13 protein-coding genes are annotated in these 14,204 nt (G+C 75.4%); 1 reads left to right on the top strand and 12 read right to left on the bottom strand.

What is annotated here, in order from left to right:
* Positions 1 to 89 precede the first annotated feature (89 nt).
* The 11 genes from ACIQ9P_RS11060 to ACIQ9P_RS11010 form a co-directional block, all read right to left on the bottom strand.
* Positions 90 to 1,490, bottom strand: coding sequence for a protein kinase (locus tag ACIQ9P_RS11060; protein WP_402353192.1), 1,401 nt, complete (start codon positions 1,488 to 1,490; stop codon positions 90 to 92).
* Positions 1,491 to 1,784: 294 nt separating this feature from the next.
* Complete coding sequence (locus ACIQ9P_RS11055; protein WP_402353911.1) at positions 1,785 to 2,339, bottom strand: bacterial proteasome activator family protein; 555 nt, start codon at positions 2,337 to 2,339, stop codon at positions 1,785 to 1,787.
* Positions 2,340 to 2,626: 287 nt separating this feature from the next.
* Positions 2,627 to 3,625 (bottom strand): hypothetical protein, encoded by a 999-nt coding sequence (locus tag ACIQ9P_RS11050; protein ID WP_402353189.1) that lies wholly within the window; start codon positions 3,623 to 3,625, stop codon positions 2,627 to 2,629.
* Positions 3,626 to 3,796: 171 nt separating this feature from the next.
* Positions 3,797 to 4,774 carry an NAD(P)H-quinone oxidoreductase gene (locus tag ACIQ9P_RS11045; RefSeq protein ID WP_402353186.1) on the bottom strand — a complete coding sequence of 326 codons (978 nt, stop codon included), beginning with the start codon at positions 4,772 to 4,774 and terminating at the stop codon, positions 3,797 to 3,799.
* A gap of 51 nt (positions 4,775 to 4,825) precedes the next feature.
* Positions 4,826 to 5,389, bottom strand: a complete 564-nt coding sequence (locus ACIQ9P_RS11040; RefSeq protein ID WP_402353183.1) for a YbaK/EbsC family protein — start codon at positions 5,387 to 5,389, stop codon at positions 4,826 to 4,828.
* Positions 5,390 to 5,400: 11 nt separating this feature from the next.
* Positions 5,401 to 6,396 carry a potassium channel family protein gene (locus ACIQ9P_RS11035; RefSeq protein WP_402353908.1) on the bottom strand — a complete coding sequence of 332 codons (996 nt, stop codon included), beginning with the start codon at positions 6,394 to 6,396 and terminating at the stop codon, positions 5,401 to 5,403.
* A 77-nt stretch (positions 6,397 to 6,473) separates the two neighbouring features.
* On the bottom strand, positions 6,474 to 7,685 hold the full coding sequence (locus ACIQ9P_RS11030; RefSeq protein WP_402353180.1) for a molybdopterin molybdotransferase MoeA: 1,212 nt from the start codon (positions 7,683 to 7,685) through the stop codon (positions 6,474 to 6,476).
* Positions 7,682 to 7,948 carry a DUF6457 domain-containing protein gene (locus tag ACIQ9P_RS11025; protein ID WP_402353177.1) on the bottom strand — a complete coding sequence of 89 codons (267 nt, stop codon included), beginning with the start codon at positions 7,946 to 7,948 and terminating at the stop codon, positions 7,682 to 7,684. Before ACIQ9P_RS11025 ends, ACIQ9P_RS11030 begins: the two co-directional genes overlap by 4 nt.
* Positions 7,949 to 8,045: 97 nt before the next feature.
* A complete protein-coding gene (locus ACIQ9P_RS11020) occupies positions 8,046 to 8,630 on the bottom strand; it encodes a molybdenum cofactor guanylyltransferase (RefSeq protein ID WP_402353174.1) in 585 nt (194 codons plus the stop codon).
* Positions 8,631 to 8,652: 22 nt separating this feature from the next.
* Positions 8,653 to 9,660, bottom strand: a complete 1,008-nt coding sequence (locus ACIQ9P_RS11015; protein WP_402353171.1) for an MBL fold metallo-hydrolase — start codon at positions 9,658 to 9,660, stop codon at positions 8,653 to 8,655.
* 309 nt (positions 9,661 to 9,969) lie between these two features.
* The gene (locus tag ACIQ9P_RS11010) at positions 9,970 to 10,731 is read right to left on the bottom strand and encodes a polyprenol monophosphomannose synthase (RefSeq protein WP_030392455.1); all 762 of its coding nucleotides are present in this window, start codon (positions 10,729 to 10,731) and stop codon (positions 9,970 to 9,972) included.
* A 322-nt stretch (positions 10,732 to 11,053) separates the two neighbouring features.
* Here ACIQ9P_RS11010 and manA point away from each other — a divergent pair, with 322 nt between their 5' ends.
* Positions 11,054 to 12,253 (top strand): mannose-6-phosphate isomerase, class I, encoded by a 1,200-nt coding sequence (gene manA / locus ACIQ9P_RS11005; RefSeq protein ID WP_402353168.1) that lies wholly within the window; start codon positions 11,054 to 11,056, stop codon positions 12,251 to 12,253.
* A gap of 86 nt (positions 12,254 to 12,339) precedes the next feature.
* Here the strand turns inward: manA and dnaB are convergent, their stop codons facing one another.
* Positions 12,340 to 13,833, bottom strand: coding sequence for a replicative DNA helicase (dnaB, locus tag ACIQ9P_RS11000; RefSeq protein WP_402353905.1), 1,494 nt, complete (start codon positions 13,831 to 13,833; stop codon positions 12,340 to 12,342).
* Positions 13,834 to 14,204: the final 371 nt, after the last annotated feature.

The following is a 14,204-nucleotide window of genomic DNA, read 5'->3' as shown; positions in this document are numbered from 1 at the left end:
CTCGGATCGCGGTGCCCTGTCGCTCGTGTCCCCGGAACGCTACCGCCTCCGGCCGGTCCCCGGAGCACGCGTGATTCGGGCGGAACCTGTCAGAGCAGGCCATTCCGGTCGGCCTGGTCGTCCAGCCGCAGCACCGTGACCGCGGCACCCGAGACGCCCCTGGTGGACCCGCCCGTCGACTGCCCCTCGGCCCGGTTGACCACGATCGCGATGATGATGACCGCCAGCACGATCACACCGACGATGATGCCGATGATCACCAGGGCGGTCGAGCAGCCCCCGCTGTTCGACGCGGGCGCCGGCTGGAACGGCGGCGCCGGCATCGGGTGCGGCGGCGGGGTGTGCGCCTGCTGCGGGAAGGGCTGCGGCGTGTGCGGGGCGTGGAAGGCCGGCGGCGGGGTCTGGAACGGCTGCGGCTGCGCGAACGGCTGGGGCTGCGGGAAGGGCTGCGGCGTGTGCGGGGCCTGGAACACCGGCGGCGGGGTCTGGAACGGCTGCGGCTGCGGGGTCTGGAAGGCCGGCGGCGGGGTCTGCGGCGCGGCGTGCACCGAGCGCGGTCCGTCGGTGATCACCAGCGGGTTGCTGGCCGCCAGCGGGCTGCCGCCGCCCTTGCCGGCCGCGATCAGCCGCTCGGCCTCGTCCCGCATCGCCGCCGCGCTCGGGAACCGGTGCGCCGGGTCCTTGCGCAGCGCCGTCGCGACGAACCCGTCGACCGCCGGGGCGAGCCGCGGGTTGAGCGTCGACGGCGCCGGCGGCTCCTCCTGGACGTGCTTGTACGCGATCGAGAAGGCCGAGTCGCCGTCGAAGACCAGCTGACCGGTGATCATCTCGAAGAGCATCACGCCGACCGAGTAGAGGTCGGAGCGGGCGTCCACCGGCTTGCCCAGCGCCTGCTCGGGCGAGAGGTACTGCGGGGTGCCGACCACCATGCCGGTCTGGGTCATCGAGGTCACCCCGCTCTCCAGCGCGCGGGCGATGCCGAAGTCCATGACCTTGACGTTGCCCTTGCGGTCGAACATGACGTTGCCGGGCTTGATGTCACGGTGCACCAGGCCCATGTCGTGCGAGGCTTCCAGCGCGTTGAGCACACCGATGGTGACCCGCAGCGCCTCCTCGACCGGCATCGCGCCGTGCTGGCCGACCGCTTCGTTGATGGCGTCCCGCAGGCCCTTGCCGTCGATCAGCTGCATCACGATGTACGGCGTGCTGGAGCCGTCCTGGGCGATGTCCTCGCCGCTGTCGTAGACGGTGACGATGTTCGGGTGCTCCAGCCGGGCCACCGCCTGGGCCTCGCGGCGGAACCGCTCCTTGAACGAGTCGTCCCGGCCCAGCTCGGCGTGCATGCTCTTCAGCGCGACCTGGCGGTCCAGCACGCTGTCGTAGGCGAGGTGCACCGAGGCCATGCCGCCCTCGCCCAGCACCCGCTGCAGCACGTACCGCCCGTTGCCCAGGGAGTAGCCCTCGGCCGCCGCGTTGCCGTGCTCGCTCATGGTCTCTGCTCCCCCTCGGCGCGGCCGTACCGCCGCCGCCGTGACATTCGGTCTCGTCCGTGCGTGTTCCGGGCCCGGCCCGCTGGCCTGCCCGACCCCTGTCGCGACGCTCGCCCGGACTGCGACAGGGGGTCAGGGTATCGGCTCACGAGGACACCGACCGGCCCAGGGCCGGGACTGTGTCCGGGTCGCGACCCGGTACCGGTCGGTAGTGCTCACGCGGCCGGGGCGCCCGGCCGCGCCCCGTTCCGTGCCGCCCCGGCGGGGCCGCGGCGGTACGGGTACGGCCGACGCCTACAGGTAGGGACCGGAGCGGATGCCGCGGCCCTCGCCCGGCTCGTCCCCCTCCGGCTCCCCGCCGTGCAGACCGGGCGGCAGCGCCCGCCGCATCTGCTCCAGCTGCGCCCGGGCCGCCATCTGCTGCGCGAACAGCGCGGTCTGGATGCCGTGGAACAGGCCCTCCAGCCAGCCCACCAGCTGCGCCTGGGCGATCCGCAGCTCGGCCTCGGTCGGGATCGAGTCCTCGGTGAACGGCAGCGACAGCCGTTCCAGCTCGGCCACCAGCTCGGGGGCCAGGCCCAGCTCCAGCTCCTTGATCGAGCTGGCGTGGATGTCCTTCAGCCGCGCCCGGCTGGCCTCGTCCAGAGGAGCCGCCCGCACCTCCTCCAGCAACTGCTTGATCATGCTGCCGATCCGCATGACCTTGGCGGGCTGTTCGACCATCTCGGTCACCGGCAGTTCACGCGGACCGTCGCCGTCGCCCCCCAGCGGGCCCATCGCCGGACCCACCGGCAGCCCGTCCGGTCCGACGATCAGCACCTTCTGGCCGTCCTGCGGCTGCCCGCCCATGGCCTGGTGGAACTCCTGCGACGAGTACTCGTTCATCGGATTCGTCATGAACCACATTCTCCCTCACTGGGGTTGCCGGGGAGGAGGCCCCCGGCCGACCCGACCCGCCCCGCCCGGGGCCGGTGCCGCGACCGGCCGCGCGCCGGCACCCGGGGACGACGCTACGCCCGCGGCGGGGGCGGCGGTATCCGTACGGATACTCAGTCCGCCCCCGGATCCGGGGGCGGACCGGGCGGTCGGCGCCCCGGAAAGCCGGACGAGCGGCCGTCCGGCTTTCCGGGGCGAGGTCAGCCCCGGCGCAGCCGCAGCCCGACCAGGCCCAGACCGCAGCCGATCAGGCCCAGACCGGCGCCCAGCGGCAGCTGGCGGGTGGCCGCGTCGTCCCAGCGGGTGGGCAGCAGGGCCGGACCGACCAGCACCGCCTGCGGCCCGGACCGGCCGAGGGCCAGGGTCTCGCCGCCGGAACCGTCCTCCGGCGCGACCGGCTCCACCGCACTGTCGGCTCCCCCGGCGACCGGGCCCGGGGCGCTGTCCGCCCCGGCGGCGGGCTGTTCCGGCACCTGCTCGACCGCCTGCGCCCGGCCCGCGTCGGGCGCCCCCTCGGGGGCGGACCCGGTGCGTTCGGGCGCCGAGGCGGGGCGGTGCCGGCCGTGGCGCTGCTCCCGGTCGGCCCAGGAGGGGCCGGGGCGGACCCGGCCGGCCGACTGCCAGGCCACCGTCGTGGCGGCCGCGGCCGCCGGGGGCGGCGACACCGGGGCGGCCGTCCCCGGTACGGACGGCGCGGGGACGGACGGCTCGGGGACGGACGGCTCGGACGCGGCGGGCCCGGGGGAGGGCGGCTCGGACGCCGTCGGCTCGGCCGGGGCCTCCGCCACGGGGGTCTCCGCGTCGGCCTCCGACTCCGGCCCGGGGCCGGCCGACGGCGGCTCCGGCTGTGGCTCCGGCTGTGGCGCGGGGCCGGGGGAGAGCCCGTCCGAAGGCGCCGCCGGACCGGAGGGCACCGGCGCCCCCGGCTGCTCCGCCGGTCCGGGGTCGGCGACCGGGGAGGGGAAGGCACCGACGGCTCCGACGGCACCGGCCGGCGCGCCGGGCAGAGCGATCGCGGCCGGACCGACCGTGAGCGGCACGGCGAGCCCGAGCACCGCCACCGCCAGCAGCCGCCACCCGACCCGGTCGGCACGCCGGGCCCGCCGCCGGGCACGCGCCGGTCGGCGGGGGGAGGGGGAAGGATGCGGCGGCAGTGCCACGGGCAGCGGCCCGAGGAACGCGGACGAAGGTGCGGGCACGGTCGAGGTCCTTCCGCGACGGCCGACCCGCGCGGGGCGGGGTCGGCGGCGGGACAGCTCCCGTCCAGACTCACACAGTCCGACATTCCGGGCATGTCGGACGATCTGCTCCACCTGCCCGGGCCGCCGACGCGCCGCCGCCGACTCTCCGTGCCCGTCGCCCCGCCGACCTCAGGCCCGCAGCACCACCTTCCCGACCTGCGTCCCGGCCTCCAGCACCCGGTGCGCCTCGGCCGCCTCCGCCAGCGGCAGCACCCGGTCGACCACCGGCCGCACCACTCCCGACTCGACCAGCGGCCAGACGTGCTCGCGCACCGCCGCCACGATCGCCGCCTTCTCGGCCAGCGGCCGCCCGCGCAGATTGGTAGCGATCACCGCGCCGCGCTTGCGCAGCAGGGTGTTGAGGTCCAGCTCGCCCTTCACCCCGCCCTGCAGCCCGATGATCACCAGCCGCCCGTTGACCGCCAGCGCGTCCACGTTCCGCGACAGGTACTTGGCGCCCATGATGTCCAGGATCACGTCCGCCCCGGCCCCGCCGGTCGCCTCCCGGAGCACCTCGACGAAGTCCTGCTCGCGGTAGTCGATCAGCACATCGGCGCCCAGTTCGGCGCAGCGGGCCAGCTTCTCGGGGCCGCCCGCCGTGACGGCGACCCGGGCGCCGACCGCCTTGGCCAGCTGGATCGCCATCGTCCCGATGCCGCTCGCGCCGCCGTGGACCAGGAACGTCTCGCCGGGCCGCAGCCGCGCGGTGAGGAAGACGTTGGACCACACCGTGCAGACCACCTCCGGCAGCGCGGCGGCCTGCTCCGGGGTCAGCCCCCTCGGCACGGGCAGCAGTTGGCCGACCGGTACCGCGACCCGCTCCGCGTAGCCGCCGCCGACCAGCAGCGCGCACACCTCGTCGCCGACCGCCCAGCCGGCCACCCCCGGGCCCAGCGCGGCGATCCGGCCCGCGCACTCCAGCCCCGGATAGCGCGAACTGCCCGGCGGCGGGTCGTAGAAGCCCTGCCGCTGGAGCAGGTCGGCGCGGTTGACGGCGGTGGCCGCCACCTCGACCAGGACCTCGCCCGCCCCGGGCACCGGGTCCGGCACCTCCGCCCAGCGCAGCGCTTCGGGCCCGCCGGGTTCAGGAATCGTCATCGCATGCATGGGCCCGACGCTACTGCGGACCGGTGGCCGGACGGCGGGCCGACCCGCGTGTCAGCCCGCCAGGTCCGGCAGTACCACGGCGCCGGGCAGCGCGGCCGCCGCCCGCCCCGGCAGGATCAGCTTGCCTCGCCGCCGCCCGCTGCCCACCAGCACGAACGGGGCCGCCGCGACCGCCGCGTCGACCAGCAGCGGCCAGCCGGCCGGGAGCCCGACCGGGGTGATCCCGCCGTACTCCATGCCGGTCGCCCCCACCGCGGTGTCCACCGGGGCGAACGACGCCTTGCGGGCCTCCAGGTGCTTGCGGACGGCCCGGTTGACGTCGACCCGGGTGGTCGCCAGCGCCAGGCAGGCGGCCAGGGTGGTCTCCCCGCCGCGCTTGGCGGCGACCACCACGCAGTTCGCCGAGGCGTCCAGCGGCACGTCGTAGGTCTCGCAGAAGACGGCGGTGTCGGCCTTCTCCGGGTCGGTCTCGACGTAGAGCACCGAGCCGGCGGCCTCCCGGTCCGGCCAGGCCGCCAGCGCCTCGGCCACCGGGGCCGCCAGCCGGTCGGCCACCTCCAGCGCGGTGGCGTGGAACTCGAAGGCGCCGAAGGGGAGCCGTGGTTGATCACTCATGACGGACAACCCTACGCCGGGGCGGCCGACTTGATGACGATCACCCGGTCCGTGAGCTGGAGGGTCTGCGCCTCCGGCTCGGTGTAGTTGATCACCCGGCGGCCGCGGACCACCGCGACGACCAGGTCCTCGCACTCGCGCGGGCTGTGCCCGGCCTCGGCCCGGGTGACCGGGCGCTCGACCACGTCCAGGCCGTCGCCGTAGGTGAGCAGGTCCTCCATCACCGCGCCGGTGTGCGGGCTGAGCATCGACATGCCGAGCAGCCGGCCCGCCGCGCTGGAACTGGTCACCACCACGTCGGCGCCGCTCTGCCGCAGCAGCGGGGCGTTCTCGTCCTCGCGCACCGCCGCCACGACGGTCGCCGTGCGGGTGAGCTGGCGGGCGGTCAGGGTGATCAGGGCCGCGGTGTCGTCCCGCTCCGGCGCCACCACCACCCGGGCGGCGGTGGGGAGTCCGGCCCGCAGCAGGGTGTCGGTCCTGGTGGCGTCGCCGAGCACGGCCACCAGACCGTGCTCGGCGGCCTGGTCGACCGCCTTGCGCTGCGGGTCGACCACCACGATCTCCTCCTTGCGCACACCTTGCAGGAGCAGGGTGTCGATCGCGCTGCGGCCCTTGGTGCCGTAGCCGATCACGACGGTGTGCTCGCGCACGGTGGACCTCCATCGGTTCAACCGCCACTGCTGACGGGTCCGTTCGGTGAGCACCTCCAGGGTGGTGCCGACCAGGATGATCAGGAACAGCACCCGCAGCGGGGTGATCACGAAGATATTGGTGAGCCGGGCGGTGTCGCTGTACGGGGTGATGTCGCCGTAGCCCGTGGTGGAGAGCGTCACCGTGGCGTAGTAGGCCGAGTCCAGCAGGCTCACCCCGCCCCCGGCGTTGTCGTTGTAGCCCTCGTGGTCCACCCAGACGATCAGCGTGGTGGCCACCAGCACCGCCAGGGCCAGCAGCAGCCGGAAGCCGACCTGCCGGACCGCCGGGGCACTGCGCCGGGCGGGCAGCACGATCCCGGCGTCCGCCCAGGACTCCGCCTCGGCCGGGGCCCGGCCGGAGAAACGGCCGAACCCCCGTCCCCCGCCGGCGTTCACGGTGCCTCCAGCAGTTCGACCGCGGTGCCGGCCGCCGCGCCGCCCGGCGGCACCACGGCGAGCGCCTCCGCCAGCGCGACCCCGCGCAGCATCGCCGGTCCGTCGTAGGGGAGTTGGGCCACTCCGCGGGCGGTCCGCCGGACCGGCAGCAGCCGGGTGTCCACCGGGTGCCCGGGCAGGTCGTCGACCGCGAGGGCGCGGACCGGCTCGCCGGGGCCCCGCCCGGCCAGCGCGTGCAGCAGCGGCAGGGCGAGCGTGACCGCCCCCGCGACCGCGGCCAGCGGATTGCCGGGCAGGCCCACCAGGTGCCGCCCGCCGGGCAGTTCGGCCAGCAGCATCGGATGGCCGGGCCGCACGGCGACCCCGTCCACCAGCAGCCTGGCGCCGATCTCGGCGAGCGCCCGGTGCAGGAAGTCCACCGGGCCGGCCGCCGTCCCCCCGGTGGTGACCACCACATCGGCGGTGGAGTGCCGCAGCGCGTCCCTGAGCAGTCCGAAGTCGTCGCGGACGGCGCGCGGTTCACCGGTCTCGGCGCCGGCCGCCCGCAGCCACGGCGGCAGCAGCGGACCGAGCGCGTCCCGGACCAGACCCGGCCGGGGCAGGCCGGAGCCGAGCAGCTCGTCGCCGAGCACCAGCAGCTCCACCACCGGGCGGCGGTGCACGGCCAGCCGGTCGTGGCCGCCGGCCGCGGCCAGGCCGAGCACGGCCGGACCGACCCTGGTCCCGGCCGGGAGCAGCTCCTCGCCGCGCCGGCACTCCTGGCCGCGCGGCCGGACGTCCTGGCCGGTGGTCAGCGCGCCGGGGGCGCGCTCGCGCAGCAGCGGACCGACCGGTTCCCCGTGCTCGCGGCGGAGCACGGCGGTGGCGCCCGGGGGGAGCTGGGCGCCGGTGGCGATCTCGACGGCGGCGCCGTCGGCCAGCGGGCCGTCCGCCGGGCGCCCGGCCAGCAGCCGGCCGGCCACCCGCCACGGGCCGGGGCCGGCCACCGCCCAGCCGTCCATCGCCGAGGTGTCGAAGGCGGGCAGGTCGGTGAGCGCCGTCAGCGGCTCGGCGAGGGTGCGGCCGAGCGCCTCGGCCAGCGGGACGCTCGGGGGCGCGGACGCCGGCCGGCCGGCCCGGCGGGCGGTCTCCCGGGCCGCCGCCCAGCCGGTCGGGCCGGTCGGGGCAGGCGGCTGGTCGAGCACGACGAGGTCGTCCACCGCGCTCACGGCTGTCCCTGGTCGGCGGCCTCGGCGGCCCAGCGCTCGGCGAGCGCGGCGGCCTGCCGGGACGCCTCGGCCACCGCCTCCGGCCCGCCGCCGCGCGACGCGGCGGCGTACCCGATCAGAAAGGTGGTCAGCGGGGCGGCGGGCCGGTCCACCCCGTGCGCGACCACCCGGGCCAGGTCGAGCAGACCCCGGACATCGACGTCCAGGTCGATGCCCAGCTCGGTACATGCCTCGGCGATCCAGTCATCCAGCGTGCGCTCCATGCGGACATGCTGCCTGATCGGCGGTTTCCCCGGGATGTTTGCCCGGTGAGCGCCGCGCGTCGTTTCCCGCACACCCGGGTGCGGAGCGGGGTGAGGACTACGGGGCACCGTCGCGCTCACGGGCCCGGGCCAGGTCCTCCCAGGTGTCGCAGTCGTAGGCGACGTCATCGGTGTCGGCCAGCCGCAGGGTGCGCAGATTGCCGGTCAAGCGGCGCAGCGGGAGGCCGGCGGGGTCGCCGACGGTGGCCAGCGCGGCGCGCAGGGCGGCGGTGCGGTAGGCGGCGGCGAGCGGCTGGTCACGGCCGGCGGCGTCGACCAGGACGGCCGCCTCGGTGTCCGGTCCGGCTTCGTCGAGGGCGGTGACCAGCCGGTGGACGGTCCGCTCGTCGAGGAACGGCAGGTCGGCGGCGAGCAGCAGCACCAGCTCGGCGGTGACCTCGGCGAGGCCGGCCGCGACGGCGGCCACCGGCCCGCCGCCGGGCGGTCGCTCGCGGGTCCGGCGGACGCCGGGGCGGGCGGTGGGCCGGGCCGGGCCGACCACCACGGTGGTCCCGGCGTCGGCGCAGGCGGCGAGCACCCGGTCCAGCAGGGTGGTCCCGCCGACGGTCAGGGCCGGTTTGTCCGCGCCGCCGAGCCGCCGGGCGGCTCCCCCGGCCGGGACGATCACGTCGTACGGCGTCATGCCGCCAGTATCCGCCGCCGGCTCAGTCGGCGGCCCGGCCGGGTGCTTCCCCGTCGTCCGGGCCGGCCCCGTCCGCCGCCGCGTCCGCGTCCACGACGTCCGACCCGGCCGCCTCCCCGGCGGGCTCCTCCGCGGTCTCCTCCGCCGTCTCCGGACCGGTCTCCGGACCGGCAGCGGCGGCGGCGGCAACGGCGGCGATGTTGGCGGCGGCGCTCAGCTCCAGCACGGCCGGCAGGGTCAGCTCCCCGTACCGCTCGTTCACGGCGGCGACCAGCGCCTCCGCGTCGTCCGGGTGCCCGGCCAGCAGCCGGTCGAAGTCCCGCAGGTACTCCCCGGTGAAGGCGAGCACCCGGGCCGCGTCGTCGCCCTGCTCGGGCGCGCGGTGTCCCGCGATCACCCGCTCCGCGCCGAGCTCGGCGATCCGGCCGAGGTTGCGGATCCACTCGCCGCGGCGCTCCGGCGTGGTGTCGGCGGTCCAGACATGGGTGCCGTTGTAGACGAAGTCACCGGCGATCACGGTGCGGGCGCTGGGCACGTGCACCACGGTGGAGCCGTCGCAGTCGCCCTGCCCGAGCAGCAGCACCGGGATCACCTGCCGGTCGATCATCAGCGGCTGGGGGAGCAGCGGGGCCGGGACCAGCGGGTGGTCCGGGATGTCGTCCCCGAACACCGGCTTCCACTGGGCGACCTTCGCGGCGGCGGTGCGCAGGATGCCGTCCACGACCGGCGGCGCGGCCAGCAGCCGGGCCTCCGGGAAGAGCCGCAGCACCTCCTCGGCGCCGAAGTAGTGGTCGGGGTGGTGGTGGGTGACCACGATGGCGAGCAGCCGACGGCCCTTGCCGGCCACCCACTCGGCCAGCTCGCGGCCGGCGCTGCGGGTGAGCTGGGCGTCGACCAGGATCGCCGTGTGCTCGCCGAGGACCAGGGTGGAGGTGGCGAAGAAGGCCGACTCGGGGCCGGTGAAGACGGCGACCTCCAGCGGCCGGACCGCCGCCTCGGCGGTGTTCTCCTCGGACGGGGACGGCGTCACTGGTGGCTCCCTCTGGTTCGGCGGCCCCGGTTTCGGTCCGGCTCGGTGGCGGCGGTGGAACGTGCGGCGGTGTGCCCGGGTGCTGGATGTGCCCGGGTGCTGCGGTGTGCCCGGATGCCGCGGCACCCGGATGTCGCGGTGTGCGTGCGAGGGCGGTCCGCGCCCGACGGTCCGGTCACGGACGGCGGCGGCCCCGGGGAGGGCCGGGCCTCGCGCCCTACAGCATGGGAGCAGGGCAGGCCGAAAACGCGGAAGGCGCGCCCGACGGGGCACGCCTTCCCGCTCACGTGTCCGGGTGGCCCGGTGTCGTCAGCGCTTCCCGCCGGTCAGCCGGGCGAAGCGGTCGGCGACGCCCCAGGAGGTGACCCGCCAGAGCGCCTCGACCACGATGTTCCGGCTCATCTTGGACGCGCCCAGCTCCCGCTCGACGAAGGTGATCGGCACCTCGGCCACCTTGAAGCCGGCCTTCACGGTGCGCCAGGCCAGGTCGACCTGGAAGCAGTAGCCGGCCGAGGCGACCTCGTCCATGCCCAGGCCCAGCAGGGTCTCCTTGCGGAACGCCCGGTAGCCACCGGTGACGTCCCGGATCGGCACGCCCAGCATCAGCCGCGAGTAGGTCGAGCCGGCCCGCGAGAGCAGCAGCCGGGACTTCGGCCAGTTCACCACCCGGCCGCCGGGCACCCAGCGCGAGCCGAGCACCAGGTCGGCGCCGCGCAGCGCGGTGAGCAGCCGCTCCAGCTCCTCGGGCCGGTGGGAGCCGTCGGCGTCCATCTCGACGAGCACGTCGTAGCCCTCGTCGATGCCCCACCGGAAGCCGGCCAGGTAGGCGGCGCCCAGGCCCTCCTTGCCCTTGCGGTGCAGGACGCGCACGTGGGAGTCCTCGGCCGCCAGCTTGTCGGCGAGCTCACCGGTGCCGTCCGGGCTGTTGTCGTCGGCGACGAGGATGTGCACCTCGGGGACGGCGGCGCGGACGCGGCCGACGATGCGCTCGACGTTCTCCACCTCGTTGTAGGTGGGGATGATCACCAGCACCCGGCCGAGATCAGCAAAACTCTGCTGGTTGACGGTCACGTACTAACCTCTCGGCCGGTGGGCGGGAAGTGCCAGTCACCGTTGCCCGCACTCATCAGGAAACACTGTCCCGGCCGGCACCCGCCGACTGGAGGACACTGTGGAAAACACTGGGTCCTGGCATCCTACTACCGCGTTGTCGGACCGACCCGCCCCCCGAGGCACTCCCCACCGGCATCCGACGTTTCACCTGCGGAGGCACGGGTCGGCTAGGGTCGACGCCCGGCCTTTGCCCGGATTCCCACCGTCGGCACCGCCCGCGGGGCGCCGCCCGGCGGCGAGGCCCGCCAGCCCACCGCAGCAAAGGAGCAGGACCGCGCCCATGGACAAGCTCGCCAACACCGTCCGCCCGTACGCCTGGGGATCCGTCACCGCCCTCCCCGAGCTGCTCGGGCAGGAGCCGACCGGCGAACCGCAGGCCGAGCTCTGGATGGGCGCCCACCCCGGCGACCCCTCCCGGGCCGACCGGGGCGAGGGACCGCGCCGGCTGGACGAGCTGATCGCCGCCGATCCCGAGCGCGAGCTGGGGGCCGCCTCGGTGGCCCGGTTCGGCCCCACCCTGCCGTTCCTGCTCAAGGTGCTCACCCCGGGCGTCCCGATCTCCATCCAGGCCCATCCCTCGCTCGACCAGGCCCGGGCCGGGTTCGCCGCCGAGAACGCCCTGGGGATCCCGCTGGACGCCCCGCACCGGAACTACCGGGACGCCAACCACAAGCCCGAACTCATTTGCGCCCTGGGCGACTTCGAGGGCCTGTGCGGCTTCCGCCGGCCCGCCGGGGCGGTCGCGCTGCTGGCCGGTCTCGGCGTTCCCGCGCTGGAGCCGGTGATCGCCGAGCTCCGGGCGGACGACGAGTCCGCGGCGCTCAGCGGCGCCCTGGCCGCCGCCCTCGGCCTGGACGGTCCGGCCGGCGCGGCCGCGGTCCGGGACACCGCCGAGGCGGTCGGCAAGGCGGCCGCCGAGGACCCGTCCGGGCCCTACGCGCCGTACGTCCGGATCGCCCGGGACTTCCCCGGCGACCGGGGGCTGATCGCCGGGCTGCTGCTCAACCACGTCCTGCTGCGCGCCGGCGAGGCGCTCTACCTGGGCGCCGGCGTCCCGCACGCGTACCTGCACGGTGTCTGCGTCGAGCTCCAGGCCAACTCGGACAACGTGCTGCGGGCCGGGCTCACCCCCAAGCACATCGACGTGCCCGAACTGCTCAAGGTGGTCCGGTTCGCCTCCAGCGCGCCGCAGCCGCTGCTGCCGGTCGCGGTGGACGCGACGCCGGGCGAGGAGCTGTACCCCGTGCCGATCGACGAGTTCCGGCTCTCCCGGTTCGTCCTCGACGGCCGGGAGCGGACGCTGCCCGGTGACGCGCCGCAGATCCTGCTCTGCACGGCGGGCTCGGCCCGGCTGGCCTCGGCCGACGGCGGGACGCTGGAGCTGGCCCGCGGCGAGTCCGCGTTCCTCCCGGCCACCGGCACGGCCACCGCGCTGACCGGGACCGGCGCCACCGTGTTCCGGGCCACCGTCACGCTCTGAACCGGCCGCACCGTCCGGCCCGGTCGCGGAACCGCGCGCCGGACCGTGCGGCCCCGACCGCCGACCGGTCGGTGGTCGGTCGCGGGTCAGTCGCGGGTCATGTCGACGAAGCGCGAGTAATGACCCTGGAAGGCCACGGTGATGGTGGCGGTCGGGCCGTTACGGTGCTTGGCGACGATGAGGTCGGCCTCGCCGGCGCGGGGGGACTCCTTCTCGTAGGCGTCCTCGCGGTGCAGCAGGATGACCATGTCCGCGTCCTGCTCGATCGAGCCGGACTCACGCAGGTCGGAGACCATCGGCCGCTTGTCGGTGCGCTGCTCGGGACCACGGTTCAGCTGGGACAGCGCGATCACCGGCACCTCCAGCTCCTTGGCCAGCAGCTTCAGGTTCCGCGACATGTCGGAGACCTCCTGCTGACGGTTCTCGGCCCGGCGGGAGCCGCCGGACTGCATCAGCTGGAGGTAGTCGATGACGACGAGCTTGATGTCGTTGCGCTGCTTGAGTCGGCGGCACTTGGCGCGGATCTCCATCATCGACAGGTTCGGCGAGTCGTCGATGAACAACGGCGCCTCGCTGACGTCCGGCATCCGGCGGGCGACCCTGGTCCAGTCGTCGTCCGTCATCGAGCCGGAGCGCATGTGGTGCAGCGCCACCCGGGCCTCGGCGGAGAGCAGGCGCATGGCGATCTCGTTGCGGCCCATTTCGAGCGAGAAGATCACGCTCGGCAGCTTGTGCTGGATCGAGCAGGCCCGGGCGAAGTCCAGCGCCAGGGTGGACTTGCCCATCGCGGGACGGGCGGCGATGACGATCATCTGGCCGGGGTGGAGCCCGTTGGTGAGCGCGTCGAAGTCGGCGAAGCCGGTCGGGACGCCGGACATCTGGCCGTTGCGGGAGCCGATCGACTCGATCTCGTCGAGGGCGCCCTCCATGATGTCGGCGAGCGGGGCGTAGTCCTCGTTGGTGCGCTGCTCGGTGACGGCGTAGATCTCCGCCTGGGCCGCGTTGACGATCTCGTCGACGTCGCCCTCGGCGGCGTAGCCCATGCCCGCGATCCGGGTGCCCGCCTCGACCAGCCGGCGCAGCACCGCGCGCTCGTGCACGATCTGCGCGTAGTACTCGGCGTTGGCGGCGGTCGGGACGGAGTTGACCAGGGTGTGCAGGTAACCGGGGCCGCCGACCCGCTGGAGCTCGCCGCGCTTGGTCAGCTCACCGGCGACGGTGATCGGGTCGGCCGGCTCGCCGCGCGCGTACAGGTCGAGGATCGCGCCGTGCACCAGCTCGTGCGCGGGCCGGTAGTAGTCGGCGGGCTTGAGCACCTCGACCACGTCGGCGATGGCGTCCTTGGACAGCAGCATGCCGCCGAGGACGGACTGCTCGGCCGCGAGGTCCTGCGGGGGGACCCGCTCGAAGCCCTCCAGCCCGCCGTCCCCGGAACGCTCGTCCTCGCCGCCCTGGCGCCGCTTGCCGTCCCGCTGGAAGCCGCCGCCCCCCGAACCACCGGAGCCGCCCTTGCCGCCCTTCTGGAAGCCACCTCCCTGGCCCTGGCCCTGGCCGTTGCCGCGGGCGCGCGAGACCGGCAGCCGGTCGCCGGGCCCGTCCGGGAAGGGGCCGTCGGCGAAGGCGCCGACCGGGAAGGGGTCGTCGGTGCCCTGCCAGTCGTCCTCCGGCGGGGGCGGGGCGTCGTGGTCGTCGTACTGGGGGCCGGTCACGCGTGTTCCCCGATCAGCGAGTGGTGCGAGTTGGAGCGGGCCTTGCCGGTGGTGGCCGGGAGGGAGCGGAACCCGAGCTCCCGCCACCGCATTTCTACGCCACCGCACCGACAAATCGGACGCCGGGACGGGTGGGAGTGTCGGACGGAGGGCCCACGCTAAGGCGCCGGGAGCCTTTCGGCCAAGGCGGTTATCCACAGGGGGTGTGGACGAGTGCCCGATGGCTGTGGAGAAGTACCGCA

This window comes from Kitasatospora sp. NPDC094019 (assembly GCF_044764505.1).
In the GTDB taxonomy this organism is placed as follows: Bacteria; Actinomycetota; Actinomycetes; order Streptomycetales; family Streptomycetaceae; genus Kitasatospora.
Note: the sequence above shows the minus strand (reverse complement) of the source record. Positions and strands in the feature narration are given on the sequence as shown.